The sequence below is a fragment of the Rhodoferax potami genome (assembly GCF_032193765.1).
Taxonomy (GTDB): domain Bacteria; phylum Pseudomonadota; class Gammaproteobacteria; order Burkholderiales; family Burkholderiaceae_C; genus Allorhodoferax; species Allorhodoferax potami.
The window spans coordinates 1,509,114-1,531,361 of the sequence record NZ_JAVBIJ010000001.1; the positions used below are offsets into that span (position 1 = coordinate 1,509,114).

The window sequence follows — 22,248 nt, forward strand, 5'->3', positions numbered from 1 at the left end:
CTTACTCCGGTATGCTACAAAAAGAGAAGCTGCTAGCGCACTATTCATGCGGGCTAGCAGCTTATTTGGCAAAAAAACCGATCAGAAGTTCAGCGTACGCTTGTCCACGGCCAACGCCGCTTCCTTGGTGGCTTCACTCAAGGAGGGGTGCGCATGGCAGATGCGTGCGATGTCTTCCGCACTGGCCTTGAACTCCATGGCCACCACGGCTTCAGAGATCAGCTCAGAGGCTTGCGGGCCAACGATGTGAACGCCCAGGATCTCGTCGGTCGTGGCATCGGCCAGGAACTTCACGAAACCGGTCGTGTCGCCCAACGCGCGTGCGCGACCATTCGCCAAGAATGGGAACTGACCGGCCTTGTAAGCCACGCCATCTGCCTTGAGCTGTTGCTCTGTGCGGCCGACCCATGCGATTTCAGGGCTGGTGTAGATCACCCAAGGGATAGTGTTGAAATTGACGTGTCCGTGCTGACCGGCAATGCGCTCAGCCACGGCAACGCCCTCTTCTTCCGCCTTGTGCGCCAACATCGGGCCACGCACCACGTCTCCTACCGCCCAAACACCGGGCAGATTGGTTTTGCAGTCGCCATCCACCACGATCGCGCCACGCTCGTCCAGCGCCAAGCCCACTGCCTCAGTGTTCAGACCGATGGTGTTGGGCACGCGGCCGATAGAGATGATGAGTTTGTCGACATCCAGTGTCTGGGCTTCGCCCTTGGCGTTGGTGTAAGCAACAGACACGCCCTTTTTACCGTTTTTGATCTCGCCGACTTTCACGCCCAGCTCAATCTTCAGCCCTTGCTTGGTGAAAGCTTTGAAGGCTTCCTTCGCCACGCCCTCATCCACGGCACCAAGGAAGGTCGGCAGACCTTCCAAAATAGTGACTTCGGAACCCAAACGCTTCCATACGGAACCCATTTCGAGACCGATCACGCCGGAGCCGATCAGGCCCAACTTCTTGGGCACTTCGCCGATGTTCAAAGCGCCGTCGTTCGACAACACATTGACTTCATCAAAAGGCGTACCGGGCAATGCGCGGGCATTGGAGCCAGTCGCGATGATGATTTGCTTGCCGGTGATGGTTTCTTCGGCAGCGCCGGCCACCTTGATTTCGTAGCCACCTTCAGCGGCTTTGACGAAAGAGCCACGACCGTGGAAAAACGCAATCTTGTTCTTTTTGAACAAGTACAAGATGCCGTCGTTGTTTTGCTTAACCACGGTGTTCTTGCGGGCGAGCATCTTGGCCACATCCATGCTCACGCCGGTAGCCGTAATGCCGTGTTCGGCAAAGTGGTGGTTGGCGTGGTTGAAGTGCTCAGAAGATTGCAGCAAAGCCTTGGAAGGAATGCAGCCCACGTTGGTGCAGGTACCGCCGGGAGCGGGGCCGCCAGCGGCATTCTTCCACTCGTCGATACAGGCCACATTGAAGCCCAGCTGGGCAGCGCGAATAGCGGCAATGTAGCCACCGGGGCCACCGCCAATGACGACCACGTCAAATTGTTTGCTCATGAATTTCTCGCTTCTAGTTCCAGAGATTCAGCAGGACCACAGTGCCTGCTTCCAGAAACACCGCGGAACCGGCTATGCCGGGCCGCTGGTGTTGCCCCCTGCAAGGGGGAAGCGGCAAAGCCGCCCGGGGGTGAACCCGATCAGATGTCAAACAACAAGCGTGCAGGATCTTCCAGCGCTTCCTTCATGGCCACCAAGCCCAGAACGGCTTCGCGGCCGTCGATGATGCGGTGGTCATAGGACATGGCGAAGTAGTTCATCGGGCGAACCACCACTTGGCCGTTCTCGACCATGGCGCGGTCTTTGGTTGCGTGCACACCCAAAATGGCGGACTGGGGCGGGTTGATGATGGGGGTAGACATCATGGAACCGAAAGTGCCGCCGTTGGATATAGAGAAGGTACCGCCGGTCATTTCTTCAATGCCCAGCTTACCGTCCTTGGCCTTCTGGCCGAACTCGGCAATCTTCTTCTCGATATCGGCGAAGCTCATTTGGTCTGCGTTGCGCAGAATGGGCACCACCAAGCCACGGGGCGAGCCCACGGCGATACCGATGTCGAAGTAGCCGTGGTACACGATATCGGTGCCATCGACAGACGCGTTCAGCACCGGGAACTTCTTCAGGGCGTGCACAGCGGCCTTGACGAAGAAGCTCATGAAGCCCAGCTTGCAGCCGTGTTCCTTCTCGAAACGCTCTTGCATGCGCTTGCGCATGTCCATGACCGGAGCCATGTTGATTTCGTTGAAGGTGGTCAGGATGGCGTTGGTGGACTGGGACTGCAGCAAACGCTCAGCCACGCGCGCACGCAAACGGCTCATGGGCACGCGCTGTTCAGGACGGTCACCCAGATTCACAGAAGGTGCAGCCACTTGAGGCAAAGACTTGGTGGGAGCGCCTGTGGGGATTACGGCAGCTGCTACCACCTTAGGAGCAGCGGCAGCAGCCAACACGTCACCCTTGGTGATGCGGCCGTCTCTGCCTGTGCCTTCAACGCTCGAAGCCGCAATGCCGTTGTCGGCCAGCAACTTGGCTGCAGCCGGCATGGCAACGCCTGCCTTGGAGTTGTTCGCCGCAGCAGGAGCCACCGGAGCAGCAGCTGCGGGCGCAGCAGCAGGAGCCGCAGCGGGTGCCACAGCACCGGCCACTGCAGCAGTGTCAATGCGAGCGATCAGCTGCTCGGCAGCCACGGTAGCGCCGTCGGCCACTACCAATTCGACCAGCACGCCGGCGGAGGGTGCGGGGACTTCCATCACCACTTTGTCGGTTTCCACTTCGATCAGGATCTCATCGACCGCGACCGCGTCACCGACCTTTTTCTTCCACTGCAACAAAGTTGCTTCCGCCACAGATTCAGACAGCTGTGGGACTTTGACTTCTACGATTGCCATATCAAATTCTTTCCGTAATGTGTTGTAGGTGTGAAGAGCTGCTGACTTACTTCGTCAGAACAAAGCCCTTCAACTTGCCGAAAGCGCCTTCGACCAGAGCCTTTTGTTGCTCTTGGTGCAGGTGGGAATAGCCCACTGCCGGCGATGCAGAAGCAGCGCGGCCGGAGTAGCCCAGCTTTTGGCCGTCCAACATGTTTTCGTGGATGTAATGCTGCACAAAGAACCACGCGCCCTGGTTTTGCGGCTCGTCCTGGCACCACACCACGTCGGTGGCATTGGGGTACTTTTTCAGCTCGGTCGCAAATGCCTTGTGCGGGAACGGGTACAGCTGCTCCACACGGATGATGGCGACATCGGTGTCACCCTTTTCTTCGCGCTTCTTGACCAAGTCGTAGTACACCTTGCCGGAACAGGCGATCACGCGCTTGACCTTGTCGCCCTTGAGCTCTTTGCTCTCAGGAATGACGGTTTGGAACGCACCCTTGGTGAACTCGGACAGCGGAGATGTCGCGTCCTTGTTACGCAACAAGCTCTTGGGCGTCATGATGATCAACGGCTTGCGCAGGTTGCGCACCATCTGACGACGCAACACGTGGAAGATCTGGCTGGCCGTAGTCGGCTGCACGATCTGCATGTTGGTATCAGCCGCCAATTGCATGAAACGCTCCAGACGCGCCGAGCTGTGCTCAGGGCCTTGGCCTTCATAGCCGTGCGGCAGCATCAAAGTGATACCGTTCACACGGCCCCACTTCACTTCGCCGGACGCGATGAACTGGTCGATCACCACCTGAGCGCCGTTGGCGAAGTCGCCGAACTGGGCTTCCCAGATCACCAAGGTGTTCGGGTCGTTGGATGCGTAGCCGTACTCAAAGCCCAACACAGCCTCTTCGGACAGGATGGAGTCGATCACGACAAACGGAGCCTGGTTGTCGGCCACGTTTTGCAAAGGCACGTAGGTACCGGCATCCCACTTCTCACGCTTCTGGTCGTGAATCACGGCGTGGCGGTGGGTAAAGGTACCGCGTCCGCAATCTTCGCCCGACAAACGCACAGGGTAGCCGCTGGCCACTAAGGATGCAAAGGCCATGTGCTCGCCCATGCCCCAGTCCACATTGACTTCGCCGCGGCCCATGGCTGCGCGGTCGTCGTAGACCTTTTTCACCAACTGGTGGGGGGTAACACTCTCAGGAATGGTCGTCAGCTTTTCGGACAGGCGCTTCCACTCGGTCAATGGAATGGCGGTGTCGCCAGCGTCCGTCCACTTCTTTCCGAGGAACGGAGACCAGTCCACCGAGTACTTGCTCTTGAAGTTGGTCAGCACGGGGTCTACGGTGTGCTTGCCGGCATCCATGGCAGCACGGTATTCCTTGACCATGGAGTCGCCAAGGTCTGCACCCAGACCTTGGGCAGCCAGCTTGTCTGCGTACAACTTGCGGGTGCCGGGGTGGGCGCCGATCTTTTTGTACATCAAAGGCTGTGTCAGGGACGGTGTGTCCTGCTCGTTGTGGCCCAGCTTGCGATAGCAAGTGATATCCACCACCACGTCTTGGCCGAATTCCATACGGAATTCCAATGCCAGTTGGGTCGCCAGCACCACGGCTTCCGGGTCATCACCGTTCACGTGTAACACGGGCGACTCGACCATCTTCACGATGTCAGTACAGAACGCACTGGAGCGCATGTCGCGGGGGTCGGAAGTGGTGAAACCGATCTGGTTGTTGATGATCAGGTGAACCGTACCGCCAGTGGTGTAGCCACGGGTCTGGGCCAAAGCCAATGTTTCCTGGTTGACACCTTGGCCGCCGAAGGCCGCATCGCCGTGCACCAGCACCGGCAGCACTTGGGAACCCTTGGGGTCATCACGGCGATCCATACGGGCGCGTACAGAACCTTCGACCACCGGGTTCACGATTTCCAGGTGAGATGGGTTGAACGCCAAGGACAGGTGAACGGGGCCGCCAGCAGTGGACACGTCCGAGCTGAAACCTTGGTGGTACTTCACGTCACCGGCAGGCAGGTCTTCAGGGGCGGTGTGGTCAAACTCAGCGAACAGGTCCGCAGGCATCTTGCCCAGGGTGTTGACCAGCACGTTCAGGCGGCCGCGGTGGGCCATGCCGATCACGATTTCCTGGATGCCCTTGGCGCCGGCTTGCTGAATCAGCTCGTCCATGGCGGCAATAAAGCTCTCGCCACCTTCCAGGGAGAAGCGCTTCTGGCCCACGTACTTGGTGTGCAAGTAGCGCTCCAAGCCTTCAGCTGCAGTCAGGCGCTCGAGGATGTGCTTTTTCTTTTCTGCGTTGAACTGGGGCTTGCTACGGGTTGCCTCCAGCTTTTGCTGCCACCAGCGCTTCTGGTTCTGATCGGTGGTGTACATGTACTCCACACCGATGGTGCCGCAGTAGGTCTCGCGCAAAGCGTTCATGAGCTCACGCAGGCTCATGGATTCTTTGCCGAAGAATGTGTTGCTGATATTGAAGACCGTTTCCTGGTCTGCATCGCTGAAGCCGTAGAACGAGGGCTCCAGTTCGGGGATGTCATCGCGCTCGATGCGCTTCAAAGGGTCCAAATCAGCCCAACGTGCGCCCACATTGCGGTAGGCCGCGATCAACTGCTGCACTGCAGTGCGCTTGCGACCCATTTCGGAATCGGCACCGGTGGCCACCACGGTCTGCTTGACGCCTTTTTTGGCCAGATCAACAAATGCGTTGATCACGGGCATGTGGGCTACGTCTTTGGCTGTACTGCCGTCAGAAGCGGGAACGTGTTGCAGCGCGTCGAAGTAATCGCGCCAGGTGTCGGGAACGCTACCGGGATTGGCCAGGTAGTTCTCATACATCTCTTCGACGTAAGGAGCATTGCCACCAAACAGGTAGGTGTTGTTTTGATAGGTTTGGTACACGGTGGAACCCGTGTTCGCCCCTTTGGAGTTTGAATCACTCATCTTGCGCTGACCTCCGTTCCCCTTCAGGGAACATAAGCTGGTTAAAGCTGGTTAATTAACCTTCCGCGACACGGCTGAACCGGTTGGCGGATGCGACTGTGGCATGGGAAGGGCCTTCATTGCAGCGCGAATTGTGCCACTGAATGATTTTGAGGGATAGTAAAGACTTGGCGAGGGTATGCACTTCGTGCATACCCTCATGCCGATTTATGCCAACAGCTCGCGGATCTGCTGCAGTGCGCCGGGATCTTCCATGGTGGTCAGGTCACCGGGGTCGCGACCCTCACACACTGCTTGGATGGCGCGGCGCAGCAACTTGCCACTACGGGTTTTGGGGAGAACCGAGACAAACCGCACCCGCGCCGGGCGCCCCACGGCACCAATCGACTGATCCACCACTTTCATGATGTCGCCTTCCAGCTTGAGTTTCGCAGCCTCATTGCCCAAGCCACTGGCATCTTTCACCACCACAAAGGCCACCGCTACCTGCCCCTTGAGCGCGTCTGCCACCCCCACCACGGCAACTTCAGACACATTGGGATGGCTGGAAATGCTTTCTTCAATCTCCCGGGTGCCCAAACGGTGGCCCGCCACGTTGATCACATCGTCGGTGCGACCCAGAATAAAGAAGTAGCCATCCTTGTCACGAACAGCCCAGTCGAAGGTGCTGTAAAGCTGCTTGCCGGGAATGCTGCTCCAGTACGTTTTCACGAAACGTTCGTCATCACGCCACACGGTTTGCATACACCCTGGCGGTAAGGGGCCTTCAATCGCCACCACGCCTTTTTGGTCAGGACCGGTGAGCTCTTCCGAGGTGTTTTCATCGATCAGCTTGATGTTGTAGCCATACATGGCGACACCTGGGCTGCCGAACTTGCTCGGTGCTTTTTCAACCCCGTTCGCAATCGTCAGGATCGGCCAGCCGGTCTCTGTTTGCCAGTAGTTGTCGATGATGGGCTTACCCAGGCTCTGGCTGATCCACTGGGCGGTCGGCTCATCGAGCGGCTCACCGGCCAAAAACAAGGCCCGCAGGCTTGACAGGTCGTATTTGCTCAAAAGCGCTGGATCTTGTTTCTTTAGCACCCGCACCGCGGTAGGCGCGCTGAACATGACGGTCACCTTGTATTTCTCGACCAGGCTCCACCACACTCCACCGTCGGGCCGGGTCGGCAGGCCTTCGTACATGATGGTTGCCATGCCGGCAATCAAGGGGCCATAAATGATGTAACTGTGCCCCACCACCCACCCGATGTCGCTGGTGGAAAAGAAGGTTTCCCCCGGGTTGCCGCAAAAAATATGCTTCATGCTGGCCGCCAGGGCCACTGCGTAGCCCCCGGTGTCGCGCTGCACCCCCTTGGGTTTGCCGGTGGTGCCGCTGGTGTACAAGGTGTAGCTGGGGTGGGCTGAATCCAGCCAGACGCACGGAACTTGGGTTTCCAAGTGGGCTTGGCGCAAATCAGCCCATAAGTGATCCCGCCCGGCGACCAGCTGCATCGGGGCCAGCTTGCGGTCCACCATCAGCACCGCAGCGGGTTTGTGGCTGGAGGTTGCAATCGCCTCATCCAGCAAGGGCTTGTACTCCACCACTTTGCCACCGCGTGACCCGGCATCTGCGCTCACAATCACCACCGGTGAAGCGTCTTCAATGCGTGAAGCGAGCGAGCCTGCAGCAAAGCCGCCAAACACCACCGTGTGGATCGCACCAATCCGGGCACACGCCAACATGGCAAACGATGCCTCGGCAATCATGGGCATGTAGATCAGAACCCGGTCACCCTGCTTGACGCCCAAGGCTTGCAATGCGGCAGCCATGCGCTGCACTTCCGCGTGCAGTTGCGCAAACGAGTACACCTGCTCGGTGTTGGTTTCGGTAGAGACGGCAATCAACGCAGGCTGGTCCGGGCGGGTTATCAGGTGCCGGTCGACCGCGTTGTGGCAGAGATTGGTGGTTCCGCCGACAAACCATTTGGCGAAGGGGGGGCGGCTGTAGTCGCACACTTGGGTGGGCTGGGTGCGCCAGTCGATCATCCCGGCTTGTTCAGACCAAAAGCCATCGCGGTCATCGATGGAACGGCGGTAAAAATCGGCGTAGCCTGTCATTGTTTGTCTCCAGTCGGGTCCGTAAAACTGAATTCATAATTATGGATAAGCAACTTGCGGCAAGCTGACTCCGGTTCCGCCCAAGCCCCGCTAGCCGTGTGGCCATAAAAAAAGGCGGCCCACGCTGGTGGGTCCGCCTTTGCCGGGCATCCAAAGCGCTGTGCTGCGCCCGTTACTTGATCAGCGCTTGCGCCTCTTTGAATACCGGGTGCTCCGCAGTACGAATCCATTCAAAGACCACCATTTCAGTGGTTACCAGTTCGGCACCGGCGCCGGCCAGGCGGTCGAAGGCGGCGTCACGATTGCGCTCAGTGCGTGAGCTGCAGGCATCGGTCACCACCCACACTTCAAACTCGTCTTCCAGCAGATCGAGCGCGGTTTGCATTAAACACACATGGGCTTCACAGCCGGCAATCACAATGGCACCGCGCTCAGATGCCGGCGGCTTCTGCAAATGCTTGGGCAGGCTGCGGGCGTTACCCTGCACCGGCTTGGCCGGTGGGCGCAACCATTCGCCCAAGCCCTCTTCAATCGCGCTGAACTGCATTTTGTTCAGCACCTTGGCGCGCGCGTCGGCCAGCGCGGCTGCCAAATCCGGCACCGTATGACCCAGGCCGCCCGGGTTTTGCTCTGTATAAAAAGCAGGCACTTCCATCAAAGCCGCCAGCTTGGCCAAACGCACCGCATTGCCCAGCACCAACTCAGATTCAAACATGGCGGGCATCAAACGCGCCTGGTAGTCCACCAGCACCAACTGGCTTGTGTCGACATCCATCAACATAGCGAAATCCTTCTCAAAAAACGTAGCGCGAGCATAACCTGCCGAGCACTCAGGCCCTTCGGGATACCCCGTCCCCTACAGAATATCCAAGCGAATCAATGCGTTAGAGCTGAAATCAAATGTGTCAGACCGCTTGACACACTGGCCCTCCCCCACTAGAGTGCGCCGATGCGTTTTTTCCTTGCCTGTGCCCTGATGCTCACTTTGAGCGTCGCCCATGCCCAACAATCCCCTGCCCCCAGCGACGACATGTCCCGCTTATTGGCGGAGCGCGGCTTGCTGTCCCGGATTGGTGATGTCGGCAACAAAGTTGGTACCCGTGCCACCGAACTGGTGATGAACTCGATGGCGTTTCTGGGTGTGCCCTACAAGCGCGGCGGCACCGAGGCCGACATCGGTTTTGACTGCAGCGGCTTTGTGCGCGCGATCTACCAGCAAACTGCGGGTTTGCTGCTGCCACGCCAAGCCTCTGAGCAAGCTGCGGCCACTCAAAAAATTGACAAACACGAATTGCAACCCGGCGATCTGGTGTTCTTCAACACCATGCGCCGTACTTTCAGCCACGTCGGCATTTATGTCGGCAACGGCAAATTCATCCACGCCCCCAAGCCCGGTGCCGAAGTGCGGGTGGAAGACATGGGCATCAGCTATTGGGCAAAGCGCTTTGACGGCGCCCGCCGGGTCAACACCGAGCAGCAGCCCTGAAAAGTGAAGTCGCCACATCGGCGCACCTTGGTTAGGTTCACCATGAACCTCGATCTATTTGGCGACTCGTCGCCCCCCTCTGCACCGCCCCACATGCTCTGCCCTGGCGCTTACGCCTTGGCCGGCATGGCCGTTTCAGAGGCATCTTCATTGTGGGCTGAGGTACAACGCATCACCCAAATCAGCCCGTGGCGACACCTCAGCACGCCGGGCGGGCTTCGCATGTCAGTGGCCATGAGCAATTGCGGACCTTGGGGATGGGTGAGCGATGCAGCGGGCTATCGGTACCAGCACCTTGACCCGCTCACCGGCGCGCCTTGGCCGGCCATGCCACTTGTCTTCCAAACATTGGCAAGCCGCATGGCAGCGCTTGCTGGCTACCCCGGTTTTGAGGCGGATGCGTGTTTGATCAACCGCTATGCACCCGGCGCCCGCATGACCCTGCACCAGGACAAAAACGAGGTGGATTACGGGGCGCCCATCGTGTCGGTGTCGCTGGGTCTTCCGGCCGTGTTCGAGTTGGGCGGGCTGGAGCGGGGGGAGCCGGTGCAAACCGTGCTGTTGCACCACGGCGATGTGCTGGTCTGGGGTGGCCCTGCCCGGCTGCGCTACCACGGAGTGCGCGCTGTGCCGCATGGCAACCACACCGTGACGGGCGCTTGCCGCATCAACCTGACGTTTCGCCAAGCGGCCTAGGGTCAACCCCCATCTGGTTTGGAGTGGCGGCTCAAAACTGCGCCCCAGCGACAGCATGCCCCTGCACTTGCCCCCACAATGCCTGCTGCCAAGGCGCGGCGCCACACAATAAGTGCACGCGCCCATCCCCTCTACAGCCAGGAGCCATCGCATGAGCCAAGCCAATCAAGACGCCGACCCGCAACTGATGCAAACCACCTTCGAGGCTCAGCGGGCCACTGCGCTGGCCTGGCGCCAGTCCACCGCGGCCGAGCGGATTGAACGTCTGGAGCGGCTGCGCACCAGCCTGTTGGCCCACAAAGAGGCGCTTTACGAAGCCTTTGCCGCCGACTTCCACAAGTCCCGCTTTGAAGTCGATGGCACCGAAATCGTGCCCAGCCTGGACGAAATCCGCCACAACATCAAATGCCTCAAGGGCTGGATGCGCCCTACCCGCATTCGCGCCACCGAACTCACCATGGGCAACAGCGCCCATGTGCAGTACCAACCCCGCGGCCGCTGCCTGATCATCGCGCCCTGGAATTACCCGCTGTACCTGATGCTCAGCCCGCTGGTGTCCGCCTTGGCGGCTGGCAATACCGCCATCCTCAAGCCCTCGGAGATGGCGCCGCGCGTGGCCCAGGTGCTGGCCAGTATTGTGGCCAAGGCGTTTCCGGCGCATGAAGTGGCGTTGTTTGAAGGGGCCCTAGCCACCTCGCAAGCCCTGCTCGCCATGCCGTTTGACCACATCTTCTTTACCGGCTCACCCGCCGTGGGCAAGGTGGTGATGGCGGCTGCGGCCAAGAACCTGACCAGCGTGACCCTGGAGCTGGGCGGCAAGTCCCCCACCATCGTGGACGAGACCGCCGACCTGCAAAAAGCGGCTGAAACCATCATGTGGGGCAAGTTCGTCAACGCCGGTCAGACCTGCGTGGCGCCGGATTACCTGTATGTGCACGCCTCGGTGCGCGATGCTTTTGTGGCCGCTTGCCAGGCTGTCATCAAGGCCCGCTATGGCGACAGCGCCCAAAGCCAGCGCAGCAACGCGGACTTCACCCACATCATCAACCAGCGCCACACCCAGCGCATCGAAGGCCTGCTCAAAGACGCCACGTCGCGCGGTGCACGGGTGCTGAGTGGCGGCGAGGTGGACACCGCCGGCAACTACATCGCCCCCACACTGGTCGATAACGTGCCCATGGACTCCACCCTGATGCAGGAGGAAATCTTCGGCCCGGTGCTGCCCATCATTCCCTACACCGACCTGCAGCGGGTGATTGCCTCGATCAACGCCGACCAGAAGCCGCTGGCCCTGTATATCTGGAGCAGCAATGAGAGCAACATTGACACCGTGCTCACCAACACCAGCTCCGGCGGCGCCTGTGTGAACCACTGCGTGCTGCACGTGGCCCACGGCAACCTGCCCTTCGGCGGGGTCAACAACTCCGGCATCGGCAGCTCGCACGGCATTTACGGCTTCAAGGCCTTCTCGCATGAACGTGCGGTTCTCAAGGGCGGCTGGCTGCCCAGCATCCGCATGTTCTTCCCGCCCTACACGGCAGGCCGCACCAAACTGCTGAACTTCTTGGTTAAGTGGGTCAGCCGCTAGAGGTTTGAGACGGCGCCGGGGTGGTATCGTGCGGCGATGAAAACACAGATAGACCACCTCGTCGTTGCAGCCCACACCCTGGAGCAGGGTGTGCAGTGGTGCGAAGCCACGCTCGGCATCACCCCGGAAGGCGGCGGCGAACACAGCCAGTTCGGCACCCATAACAAACTCTTCAAGATCGCCACGCCGGCCCACCCGCTGGCGTATTTAGAGATCATTGCCATCAACCCCGGCGCCAAGGGCCCGGCCAACCCCAACGCCAAGCGCTGGTTTGACCTGGACAACCCTGAGCTGCGTGCAGCAGTAGGCAAGGAGCCGCGCTTGGTGCACTTTGTGGCCGGCACCGACGAGATGCTGCCCGCCCGCATCGCACTCAAGGGCCTGGGCATCGACCGCGGCCCGGCGATGCCGGCCAGCCGCCACTCGCGCAAAGGCGTGCTGCACTGGCAAATCACCGTGCGGGAAGACGGCTACCGCCTGTTTGAAGGCTGCCTGCCCACGCTCATCCAATGGGGCAAACCGGACGACGCCGAACCCCTGCGCCTGCACCCGCGCAACAGCCTGCCGCGCAGCCGCGTGAGCCTGGACAGCATCGCGGTGAGCCACCCGAGTGCGGCCAAACTGCAAGCGGCTTATGCAGCCATCGGTCTGGAAGGCGTGGCCATTACGGAGGGCCCGGCCAACCTGAGCGCCACCCTCAAGACGCCCAAAGGCCTGGTCACGCTGCAGAGCATGGGCCTTTAACCTGCGGGTGTTGACGAAGATTTGCTCTTCTTTTGATAGCTACTCGCGTAAATTCCACGAGCGCTAGCAGCCATTTTGACCATGAACCGCAAGCGCACATCGCCTCTGCCTGCCGACCCAAGCGACTATGAGTCCGACGCTGATGGCGCCGTCATCGGCCAGTTCCGCCCCCGCATCACGCTGATGACGCTGGGCCGGGGCGAGGGGCTGCTGGGCCTCAAGCCCCAGGGCAAGTTGGGCCCGCGTGGCGACAGCGTGACGCTGGCGCAGTTCGACTGGACCTACCGCACCCCGGCCGGCGACCGCTGGGAAACGCCCGCCCCCAGCTCCATCCTCAACAGCCGCCCGGCGGAGTTTGAAGAGTTGTTCGACACCGGCGGCCCGGTGCTGCGCCTGCAACGCAACCTCGTGGCCGAGGCCGACGCCATGGACGCGGTGTGGGACATGGGCTTTGTGCCGCTGGCAGACGCCACCTTCCAGTGGCGCAGCCAGAAGCAGCGCCCGCATCTGGGCAGCGTGTGGACGCTGCCGCAGGAAGACCACTTTGGCGACTTCTGGGCCGACCAGGTGCCCCAACTTCAAGCCCAAGGCTGGACGGTGGTGGTGCAACCCGGCTTTGCGCACGAAAGCGTGCCCGTGGAGCGCTGGAAGCTCATCCTCAGCCCCGACACCGGGGAGGTGCTGGGCAAGGAGCTGGACAGCCCGCTCGTCAAACCCGCACGCGGCGTGGAAAAGCTGGCCCTGCCCGGGCGCGAGGGCGAATGGCTGCTGAGCTTGGGGATTGAGATTGACGGCGAAACGCTGGACCTCGCCCCCATGCTGGCCAACCTCATCAAGCGCGACCCGCGCTGGCTGATCCGCAACTACCTCGACACCTTGGACGACTTGGCCACGGTGTCGCTGCGCGCGCCGGGTGGCAAGCGCATCGACGCCGAGGCAGGCCCGCTCAAAGCCATCGTCGGCGCCATGGTGGATTTGCTGACCGACCCGCAGCGCATGGCGCCCAAGGGCCCCATCCAACTGGGCGCGTGGGAAGCCCGCCGCATCAACGCCCTGCGCGCCAGCCTGCTGGACGCCTCGCGCGTGGGCGCCCATCAAGGCTGGCAGTTAGAGGGCGATGCGGGCTTGGCCGCTCTCGCCAAGCGCCTGCACAGCATAGGCCAACCCCAGCCGGTAAAGGCACCCGCCGGCTTGCAAGTGCAGCTGCGCCCCTACCAGCTGGAAGGCTTGGCCTGGCTGCAATACCTGGGCGCGCAACATCTGGGCGGCATCTTGGCCGACGACATGGGCTTGGGCAAAACCGCGCAGGCGCTGGCCCATGTGCTACTGGAGAAACAGGCTGGCCGGCTTGACCGCCCGGTGCTGGTGGTGCTGCCGACCTCGCTGCTGTTCAACTGGCAGGCCGAGGCAAAGCGCATGGCGCCGGATTTGCGGGTGCTGAACCTGCACGGCCCGGACCGCGCCGCCTTGTTTGCCGACATGCCCGCGCACGACCTGGTGCTCACCACCTACCCGCTGCTGTGGCGCGATATCGAAGCTCTGGCCGCCCAGCCCTTTCATCTGGTCATTCTGGATGAGGCGCAGATGGTCAAAAACGCGGCCAGCCGCAGCGCCCGCGCCCTGCGCCAACTGCAAAGCCGCCACCGCCTGTGCCTGACCGGCACGCCGCTGGAAAACCACCTGGGCGAACTCTGGGCGCAGTTCGACTGGCTGATGCCCGGCTTTCTGGGCGACCAGCGCAGCTTCGCCGCCCGCTGGCGCAAGCCGATTGAAGAGAACGGCGAAACCGTGCGCGCCGCCCTGCTCGCCCAGCGCGTGCGCCCCTTCATCCTGCGCCGCCGCAAGCAAGAGGTGGCCACCGAGCTGCCTCCGCGCACCGAAGTCATCCAGCGCGTGCAACTGCAGGGTCGCCAGCGCGAGCTGTACGAAAGCGTGCGCGTGGCCGCCGACAAACAGGTGCGCCGAGTGCTGCAACGCCAGAACTTTGCAGGCGCGCAGATCAGCATCCTCGATGCCCTGCTCAAGCTGCGGCAGGTGTGTTGCGACCCCCATCTGGTGAAGGGCAGTGAGATTGGGGCCGACATGGAGCGCGCCAAACTGCATGCGCTCACAGACCTTTTGGTCCCGCTAGTCGATGAGGGCCGCCGCGTGCTGGTGTTCTCGCAGTTCACCGAGCTGCTGGAGCTGATTGCCGATGCGCTCTCCGCGCTGCGCCTGCCGTTCTTGAGCCTGACCGGCAACACCCGCCCCGTCCAGCGCGGCGAAGTCGTGAAGCGCTTTCAGGACTTGGAGGTGCCGGTGCTGCTGGTCAGCCTGAAAGCAGGCGGCGTAGGCCTGAACCTCACCGCCGCCGACACCGTCATCCACATGGACCCGTGGTGGAACCCTGCCGTGGAAGAACAAGCCACCGCCCGCGCCCACCGCATCGGCCAAGACCAACCGGTGTTCGTCTACAAGCTGGTGGTGGAAGGCAGCATCGAAGAACGCATGCTGGAACTGCAGATGCGCAAGCTCGCCCTGTCCGACAGCGTGCTCGGCCACGACGCTGAAGGAGCGCCCAAATTTGACGAGGCCGACTTGCAAGCATTGCTTGCGCCACTGGGCGCGCTCATGACGCAAGGCCAAACGCCCGAAGAAGCTGCGCGGCGCTGGGGCCGGACCGGGAGCCGGGTGGAAGGCGTTTAGGTATCAAATTAGCACCTAGCTCTCATGGAATATGCGCCAGCAGCTACTGAAAAAATAGCAACGAAGATCCATAGAATGCCAACGAACTTCAAGTCTAGAAAGTTGTTAAGCCTCTTATGTACGAAACTCACGACAAGCTCGACATTGCGGACGAGATGCTTGATTCAGCCATTCAGTCGTTGATTGAATCAAAACATTTCTTTGTGGCACTAAATCTAGCCTGTGTTGCAGAAGAGTTGTATGGGCAACACATCCGCCTGTGCGGAGGTCAAAACTCACAAAGTGGATTGATTCAATTGGCGGAAGTAATTGCGCGTGCTGACGGCGCTGCAAACACTACACAAAAAGAACTTTGGACTGCTTCGGTTGCGTTAAAAAACAGCATCAAGCATCTAGATTCCCATGAGGACAGATACATCGAAGCGGACATCACCAAGGAGGCCATGTCGGCGATTTACCTTGCACTTGCTAACCATCAGAAACTTAGTCGCAAATTCACACTGAATATTCAACGATTTATTGAGTTCTCAGCTAAACCGACAACAAACTGCGGATAACCCAGTTAACAAGATCCGATGCCCTGATTTTTTGTTCTTTCCATGACCTCTTCCGCCAAGACTCCACCCTCCTCCATCCCCCTGCAGGCCGAACCCGGCCACCTGATCCGGCGGGCGCACCAGTTGGCGGTGGGTACCTTTGCCAAGACGCATGGCAAGCAGATCACGCCAGTGCAATACGCGGTGCTGCGGGCCTTGCAGGACACTCCGGGCATGGACCAAGTGACGCTGGCGGACCGGGTGGCTCTGGACACATCGACCACTGCCGACATTGCTGCGCGGCTGGATGCCAAGGGCTGGATCGTGCGAGAGCTGCTGCCCCGCCGCCAGCGCGCCCTTCGCCTCACGCCTGAGGGCGAAGCGGTGCTGGCCGAGATGCTGCCGCGCGTAGCGCCCATGTACGGGCAGTTGCTGGACGCGCTGGAGCCCGCAGAGCGCGCGGAGTTTTTGCGCCTGCTGCGCAAGTTTGTCCACTTGAACACGCCAGCCCCAGAAGACCACGCCGATACGCCTGACCAGCCATCCAACAGCGCATAGCCCAAGCCCCCCGACCCCAACCCCGACCAGCCGTCGGATACATCCCATTTCAAGGGAAAACCCTCATCCCCAGCTCCTAGCCGTGGAATTGACTTCGGTCTATGATTTGCGTCATTCAGCATACTGAATGAAGATTTTCCATCCAAGGAGCCAAGCCATGTTTCCTCTCAACACCTGGTACGTTGCCGCCCGCAGCGAAGAGATCCCCTCCGACCGCCCCTTGGGCCGCCGCATTTGCAACATCCCCATGGCGCTGTTCCGCAACAGCGCGGGCGTGCCCGCCGCGGTGGAAGACTTTTGCCCGCACCGGGGCGCCCCGCTCTCGCTGGGCAAAGTAGAGGGCGACACGCTGGTCTGCGGCTACCACGGCCTGGCCATGGGCTGCGACGGCAAAACCGTGTCCATGCCCTGCCAGCGCGTGCGCGGCTTTCCGGCCAACCGCAGCTTCCCGCTGCATGAGGAGCATGGTTTTGTGTGGGTGTGGCCCGGCGACGCTGCCCAGGCCGATGTGGCCAGCATCCCCAAGTTCGAATGGCTGGGCAATCCGCAGTTCGGCTACGGCGGCGGCTTGTACGAGATTGCCTGTGACTACCGCCTGATGATCGACAACCTGATGGACCTGACGCACGAAACCTATGTGCACAGCACCAGCATCGGCCAGAAGGAAATTGACGAAGTGCCCTGCCAAACCCGCGTGGACGGCGACCATGTGATCACCGAGCGCCACATGCAAGGCATTGAGGCGCCCCCTTTCTGGAAGATGGCGCTGCGCATGAACGGCCTGCCCGACGACCAGTTGGTGGACCGCTGGCAGATTTGCCATTTCACGCCGCCCAGCCACATCATGATTGAGGTAGGTGTGGCGCTGCATGGTCATGGCGGCTACAAAGCGCCGGACGAGTTCAAGGCCGCCAGCTGGGTGGTGGACTTCATCACCCCCGAAACAGACACATCCATCCACTACTTCTGGGGCATGGCGCGCAAGTTCAAGCCGCAAGACGCCGAGCTGACCGCGCAAATCCGCGAAGGCCAAGGCAAGATTTTTGCGGAAGACCAGGAAATGCTGGAGCGCCAGCAACAAAACCTGCTGGCCTACCCCGAGCGCAAATTGTTGATGCTCAACATCGACACCGGCGGCGTGCAATCCCGCAAGGTGATTGACCGCGTGGTGGCCGCAGAGCGCAACCTGGCTGAGGCAGAGGCGGCGGCATGAGCGGGCCCACCCAGACCCCAGTGAGCACGCCTGCAACGTTGCAGGTCAAGGTAGCGGCCAAGCGCACTGAAGCGCAGGACATCTGCAGCCTGGAGCTGGTGGCCGCAGACGGCGGCACCCTGCCCGCCTTTACCGCTGGTGCGCACATTGATGTGCACCTGCCCAATGAACTGGTGCGCCAGTATTCGCTGAGCAACGCGCCCAGCGAAACGAAGCGCTATGTGATTGGCGTGCTGCGCGATGCGGCGTCACGCGGCGGCTCCACCGCCGTGCACGACCTGGTGGCCGAGGGCAGCACGCTCACCATCAGCACCCCGCGCAACCTGTTCCCCCTGGACGGCGCGGCACCCCACCACCTGCTGCTGGCCGGGGGCATTGGCATCACGCCCATGCTGGCGATGGCGGAACATCTGGCGGCGACCGGCGGCGCTTTCACCCTGCACCACTGCAACCGCAGCCAAGCGCGCACGGCGTTTGTGGAGCGGCTGGCTGCAGCGCCATTTGCAGCACACAGCCACCACCACTTTGACGATGGCGATGCGGCCCAAAAGCTGGACATTGCCGCCACCCTGCAAAGCGCCCCCGCAGGCACCCACCTGTATGTGTGCGGCCCGCAAGGCTTTATGGACGCGGTGCTCAGCGCAGGCCGCGCCGCCCGCTGGCCCGAAGAACGCTTGCACCGCGAGTACTTTGGTGCCGCCCCCACCGCCAAAGCAGACGACGGCAGCTTTGAGCTGGAGATAGCCAGCACTGGCAAGGTCATCAAGGTGCTGCCCGACCAGACAGCGCTGGAAGCGCTGCATGCAGGCGGTATCGATATCCCCATGTCATGCGAGCAAGGCGTGTGCGGCACCTGCCTCACCCGCGTCAAAGCCGGCATGCCTGACCACCGCGACCAGTACCTCCTGCCCGAAGAACAGGCGGCGAACGACCAGTTTCTGCCCTGCTGCTCGCGGTCGAAGAGCGCGCGTTTGGTGCTGGATTTGTAGTCAAATCTGCCTCTGGCGCTCATGGAATATGCGCTAGCAGCTCCTAAACTCATAGCAAAATAGCGCAGCCAGACAATCCTGCTACGCTGCTGCCAACGTCAAGGAGCTGCCCATGAATCCTAACAAGCCCCCCCATTCGAGCCACTGCGGTAGCGCTATCTCTGTGCCCTCGCTGCTGCGACGCGCGGCCTCACCCATGGCGCTAGCGCTGTTACTGGGCGCCTGTTCGGGCGGGCCGGATCGTGTGCCGCCCAGGACACCGGTGTCTGCGGATGCCACCCAAGCGCGTCCGGCTGCTGCAGCACCCTACGCAACTTTGGCGACACGTTATCGCGTGGACCCGCAGCAATCCAGCGTGCGCATTCTGGTGTTCCGGGGCGGCACCATGGCGCGGCTGGGGCACAACCATGTCATCAGCTCTGCCGACCTGCAGGGGCAAATATGGCGTGGTGCCACTGCAGAGAGCTCAGGTTTTGAGATTGCGGTGCCTGTGAACACCCTGATCGTGGATGACAACGCTGCCCGGGCCGACGAGGGAGAAGACTTTCCCCTCAACGTGAGTGAGGATGCCAAAGCGGGCACCAAGGCCAACATGCTGCGCCCCACCCTGCTAGACGGCGAGCGCTACCCGGAGATCAGCATTCGCGCCACCCGCATCACCGGAAACACCGCCAGCCCAGATGTGGTGGCCAGCATGCGCATCAAAGACCAGACCCGCGAGGTCCGACTGCCCATCACCCTGTCTGAGGCAGAAGGCGCTTTGGTGGTACAGGGCAGTTTTGAGATCCGACAGTCGGATTTCGGCATCACCCCCTTGAGCATCGCCATGGGGGCGCTGACGGTGCAGGACACGGTGAAGATCAAGTTCCGCCTCGTGGCCCGGGCCACTCCCGCATCGCCGTGAAGCTCTAGATTTGCAGTTTGTCCCGCAGGTCGTAGTACCAGGCGCCCAGCGCGGTGAGCGGCACCCGGAACCAGCGCCCGCCCGGGAAGGGGTAATGCGGCAGATTGGCAAAGGCATCGAAGCGGTTGGCTTGCCCTTGAATCACCTCGCTGAGTACGCGCCCGATCAAATGGGTGAAAGTAACCCCATGACCTGAGCAGCCTTGCGAGTAGTAAATGTTGGAACTCAAGCGCCCCACTTCCGGCAGGCGCGACAGGGTCAGCAGGAAGTTGCCCGTCCAGCCATAGTCAATGCGCACGTCTTTCAGTTGAGGGAATGTTTTCAGCAGCTTGGGTCGGATGATGGACTCCACATGCTGCGGGTCCCGGGCGCCGTAAATCACGCCACCGCCATACAGCAGGCGCCGGTCACCGGAGAGGCGGAAATAGTCCAGCAGAAAGTTGCTGTCCTCGACGCAGTAGTCGGTGGGCAGGATTTCAGGGAAGCGATCGCCCAGGGGCTCCGTCGCAATCACTTGGGTGCCGCAGGGCATGGACCGTGAGGCCAGTTGCGGCTCCAGCCCGCCGATATAGGCGTTGCAGGCTACGATCACAAAACGCGCTTTGACTTGTCCCTGTGCGGTATGCACCACGGCAGGGTCGCCGCGCTCAATGCGCAGCACCGGCGATCCTTCGTGCACGACACCCCCCAGTGACTCGAATGCAGCAGCTTCGCCTTGTGCCAAGCGCAGTGGATGCATGTGTCCGGCACTGTGATCGAGCAAAGTGGCGCGGTAGCGCCCTGTGCCGATGGCGGCTTCGCTTTCAGTCGCATCCAACAGGCTCAGCTGCTGGTGACCGTAGCGCTCCCAGAGCTGTTTGTGGTGCTCCAACTGCTTGACCTGCTTGGCAGTGATGGCGGCAAACATGCCACCCGGCTTGAAGTGACAGTCAATCTGGTACTTCTCAATCCGCTCGCGGATGATTTTGGCGCCCTCAAAGGCCATGCTGCCCAAGGCCTGGGCGGTGGTGGCGCCATAGCGCGCCTCAATCACGTCCATGTCCCGCGAGTAGCTGTGCACCAATTGACCACCGTTGCGGCCGGATGCGCCCCAACCTACTTTGGCAGCCTCCAGCACCACCACTTTGAAGCCGGCCTCCGCCAGATGCAAAGCGGACGACAGACCGGTGTAGCCGGCGCCGATGACCACCACATCCGCCTCCACGCTGCCCCCCAGAGGAGCGCGCTGAGGTTGGGGCAGCCCACTCGCTGCGTAGTAAGAAGGAGCGTGCGCGGGCGGTGCCGCCGCATGGACAGACTGAGACATGGGCAAAACCTTTGCAGAACGTTAGGCGTCGATGCGCAACCAAGTCGTCTTAAGCTCGGTGTATTTGTCGAAGGCGTGCAGCGATTTATCGCGGCCATTGCCAGACTGCTTGAAGCCACCGAAGGGCACGGTGATGTCGTCCTCGTCATATTGGTTGACATGAACCGTGCCAGCCTTGAGCCCGCGCGCTACGCGGTGGGCACGATCGATCTGCCCGCTCCACACGCTGGCCTGGAGCCCGTAGACACTGTCGTTGGCCAGCGTCAGGGCATCGGCTTCGGTGGTAAACGGAATCACCCCCAGCACGGGGCCGAAAATCTCTTCGCGTGCGATTTTCATGTCGTTGCGCACGCCTTCAAAAATGGTGGGCTCCACAAAATAGCCACCGGTTTCAGTGCGCACACGGCGACCGCCGAACGCCAGGTTTGCGCCCTCCGCCTGCCCTTGGTGGATATAGCCCAGCACGGTGCTCATTTGCCCCGCATCTACCAAAGCGCCCATCTCGGTGGCCGCATCCAGCGGGTCGCCGGGCAGGTATTTGCGCGCCTCGTCTTGCAGCGCGGCCATGAATTCGGGCACTACGTCTTGCTGCACCAGCAGGCGGGTGGGGGCGTTGCACGACTCCCCTTGGTTGTAGAAAACCGAGCCTGCAGCCGCGCGGGCCGCGGCAGCCACGTCTTTGGCGTCGTTGAACACCACAAAGGCAGACTTGCCACCCAACTCGTTGTACACCCGCTTGAGGTTGGACTCAGCGGCGCAGGCCAGCATCCGCCGGCCGATACGGGTGGAGCCGGTAAACCCGATGGCATCCACATCCATGTGCAACGCGAGTGCCTCGCCTGCTTCGTGGCCGAAGCCGGGCACCACGTTGAACACCCCTTCAGGAATGCCGGCTTCTACTGCGAGCTCGGCCAATCGCAAGGCGGTGTAGGGAGACTTTTCACTGGGCTTGAGCACCACGCTGTTGCCCGACGCCAAGGCGGGGCCCAGCTTCCAGGCGGCCATGATGAGGGGGTAATTCCACGGCACGATGGCACCGATCACGCCCATTGCCTCTCGGGTAATCAAGGCCAGCGCGGTATCTGCCGTAGGGGCAATTTCGTCGTACAGCTTGTTGACGGCCTCGCCATACCAGGCCAGGCAATTGGCGGTGGCAGGCACGTCAACCGCAAGGCTGTGCCCGATCGGCTTGCCCATATCCAGCGTTTCCAGAAGCGCCAGCTCGTCACGCGCCGCCAACACCAACTCCGACCAGCGCTGCATGATGCGTTTACGCTCACGCGGGGGTTTACCGGCCCACCGGCGATCGGCAAATGCGCTCCGCGCCGCGGCGACGGCGGCATCCACATCGGCCTTTTGACCCCGAGCCACGGTGCCGAGGCGAAGTCCATTTAGCGGGGAATGCTTGTCAAAGGTCTGGCCATCTGCCGCTGCCACACGAGCGCCATTGATAAACAAGCGACCATCGGGTTGCAGTGCGGCGGCCCGGGCGTGCCAAGGCGAAGAAGTGTCAAGCTTTGTCATAGGGTAGTGCCCAAGTGGGTTGTGCGCGACTGGAGTAGAAAGTGGCCCCTACGATACCCCCAATGAGGCTGCGCCATAGGA

General features: G+C 61.3%; 17 protein-coding genes. 10 read left to right on the forward strand and 7 right to left on the reverse strand.

The genetic code is table 11. The annotated features are described in order from the left end of the window. Positions 1–81 precede the first annotated feature (81 nt). The 5 genes from lpdA to RAE21_RS07265 all read right to left on the reverse strand — a co-directional run bounded on the left by lpdA (position 82) and on the right by RAE21_RS07265 (position 8,719). The gene (lpdA, locus tag RAE21_RS07245) at positions 82–1,509 is read right to left on the reverse strand and encodes a dihydrolipoyl dehydrogenase (RefSeq protein WP_313880781.1); all 1,428 of its coding nucleotides are present in this window, start codon (positions 1,507–1,509) and stop codon (positions 82–84) included. Positions 1,510–1,649: 140 nt separating this feature from the next. Further along, positions 1,650–2,897: a 2-oxoglutarate dehydrogenase complex dihydrolipoyllysine-residue succinyltransferase gene (gene odhB, locus RAE21_RS07250; protein WP_313880782.1), complete on the reverse strand. Its 1,248-nt coding sequence runs from the start codon at positions 2,895–2,897 to the stop codon at positions 1,650–1,652. Positions 2,898–2,943: 46 nt separating this feature from the next. Continuing rightward, a complete protein-coding gene (locus RAE21_RS07255; protein WP_313880783.1) occupies positions 2,944–5,838 on the reverse strand; it encodes a 2-oxoglutarate dehydrogenase E1 component in 2,895 nt (964 codons plus the stop codon). A 207-nt stretch (positions 5,839–6,045) separates the two neighbouring features. After that, entirely contained in the window at positions 6,046–7,938 is a 1,893-nt protein-coding gene (locus RAE21_RS07260; RefSeq protein ID WP_313880784.1) for a propionate--CoA ligase, read from the reverse strand. A 172-nt stretch (positions 7,939–8,110) separates the two neighbouring features. Beyond that, entirely contained in the window at positions 8,111–8,719 is a 609-nt protein-coding gene (locus tag RAE21_RS07265) for an isochorismatase family protein (RefSeq protein WP_313880785.1), read from the reverse strand. A 168-nt stretch (positions 8,720–8,887) separates the two neighbouring features. On the opposite strand from RAE21_RS07265, the gene RAE21_RS07270 reads away from it, so the two are divergent. From RAE21_RS07270 to RAE21_RS07315, 10 genes are all read left to right on the forward strand, one after another. Further along, positions 8,888–9,424, forward strand: a complete 537-nt coding sequence (locus RAE21_RS07270; RefSeq protein WP_313880786.1) for a C40 family peptidase — start codon at positions 8,888–8,890, stop codon at positions 9,422–9,424. 42 nt (positions 9,425–9,466) lie between these two features. Further along, entirely contained in the window at positions 9,467–10,120 is a 654-nt protein-coding gene (gene alkB, locus RAE21_RS07275) for a DNA oxidative demethylase AlkB (RefSeq protein ID WP_313880787.1), read from the forward strand. 151 nt (positions 10,121–10,271) lie between these two features. Beyond that, on the forward strand, positions 10,272–11,708 hold the full coding sequence (locus tag RAE21_RS07280; protein ID WP_313880788.1) for an aldehyde dehydrogenase family protein: 1,437 nt from the start codon (positions 10,272–10,274) through the stop codon (positions 11,706–11,708). A 36-nt stretch (positions 11,709–11,744) separates the two neighbouring features. After that, positions 11,745–12,452 carry a VOC family protein gene (locus RAE21_RS07285; RefSeq protein WP_313880789.1) on the forward strand — a complete coding sequence of 236 codons (708 nt, stop codon included), beginning with the start codon at positions 11,745–11,747 and terminating at the stop codon, positions 12,450–12,452. Positions 12,453–12,533: 81 nt separating this feature from the next. Beyond that, positions 12,534–15,137: a DEAD/DEAH box helicase gene (locus RAE21_RS07290; protein WP_313880790.1), complete on the forward strand. Its 2,604-nt coding sequence runs from the start codon at positions 12,534–12,536 to the stop codon at positions 15,135–15,137. A gap of 116 nt (positions 15,138–15,253) precedes the next feature. Continuing rightward, on the forward strand, positions 15,254–15,694 hold the full coding sequence (locus RAE21_RS07295; protein WP_313880791.1) for a hypothetical protein: 441 nt from the start codon (positions 15,254–15,256) through the stop codon (positions 15,692–15,694). 42 nt (positions 15,695–15,736) lie between these two features. Then, positions 15,737–16,231, forward strand: coding sequence for a MarR family winged helix-turn-helix transcriptional regulator (locus RAE21_RS07300; RefSeq protein WP_313880792.1), 495 nt, complete (start codon positions 15,737–15,739; stop codon positions 16,229–16,231). A 157-nt stretch (positions 16,232–16,388) separates the two neighbouring features. Further along, on the forward strand, positions 16,389–17,444 hold the full coding sequence (locus RAE21_RS07305) for an aromatic ring-hydroxylating dioxygenase subunit alpha (RefSeq protein ID WP_313880793.1): 1,056 nt from the start codon (positions 16,389–16,391) through the stop codon (positions 17,442–17,444). Then, entirely contained in the window at positions 17,441–18,433 is a 993-nt protein-coding gene (locus RAE21_RS07310) for a PDR/VanB family oxidoreductase (RefSeq protein ID WP_313880794.1), read from the forward strand. The genes RAE21_RS07305 and RAE21_RS07310 overlap by 4 nt, the downstream gene beginning before the upstream one ends. Before the next feature lie 112 nt (positions 18,434–18,545). Next, positions 18,546–19,337, forward strand: a complete 792-nt coding sequence (locus RAE21_RS07315) for a YceI family protein (RefSeq protein WP_313880795.1) — start codon at positions 18,546–18,548, stop codon at positions 19,335–19,337. Between the two features lie 4 nt (positions 19,338–19,341). Here the strand turns inward: RAE21_RS07315 and RAE21_RS07320 are convergent, their stop codons facing one another. Then, positions 19,342–20,643 (reverse strand): NAD(P)/FAD-dependent oxidoreductase, encoded by a 1,302-nt coding sequence (locus RAE21_RS07320; protein ID WP_313880796.1) that lies wholly within the window; start codon positions 20,641–20,643, stop codon positions 19,342–19,344. 21 nt (positions 20,644–20,664) lie between these two features. Then, positions 20,665–22,167, reverse strand: coding sequence for an aldehyde dehydrogenase (locus RAE21_RS07325; protein ID WP_313880797.1), 1,503 nt, complete (start codon positions 22,165–22,167; stop codon positions 20,665–20,667). Between the last annotated feature and the right edge of the window lie 81 nt (positions 22,168–22,248).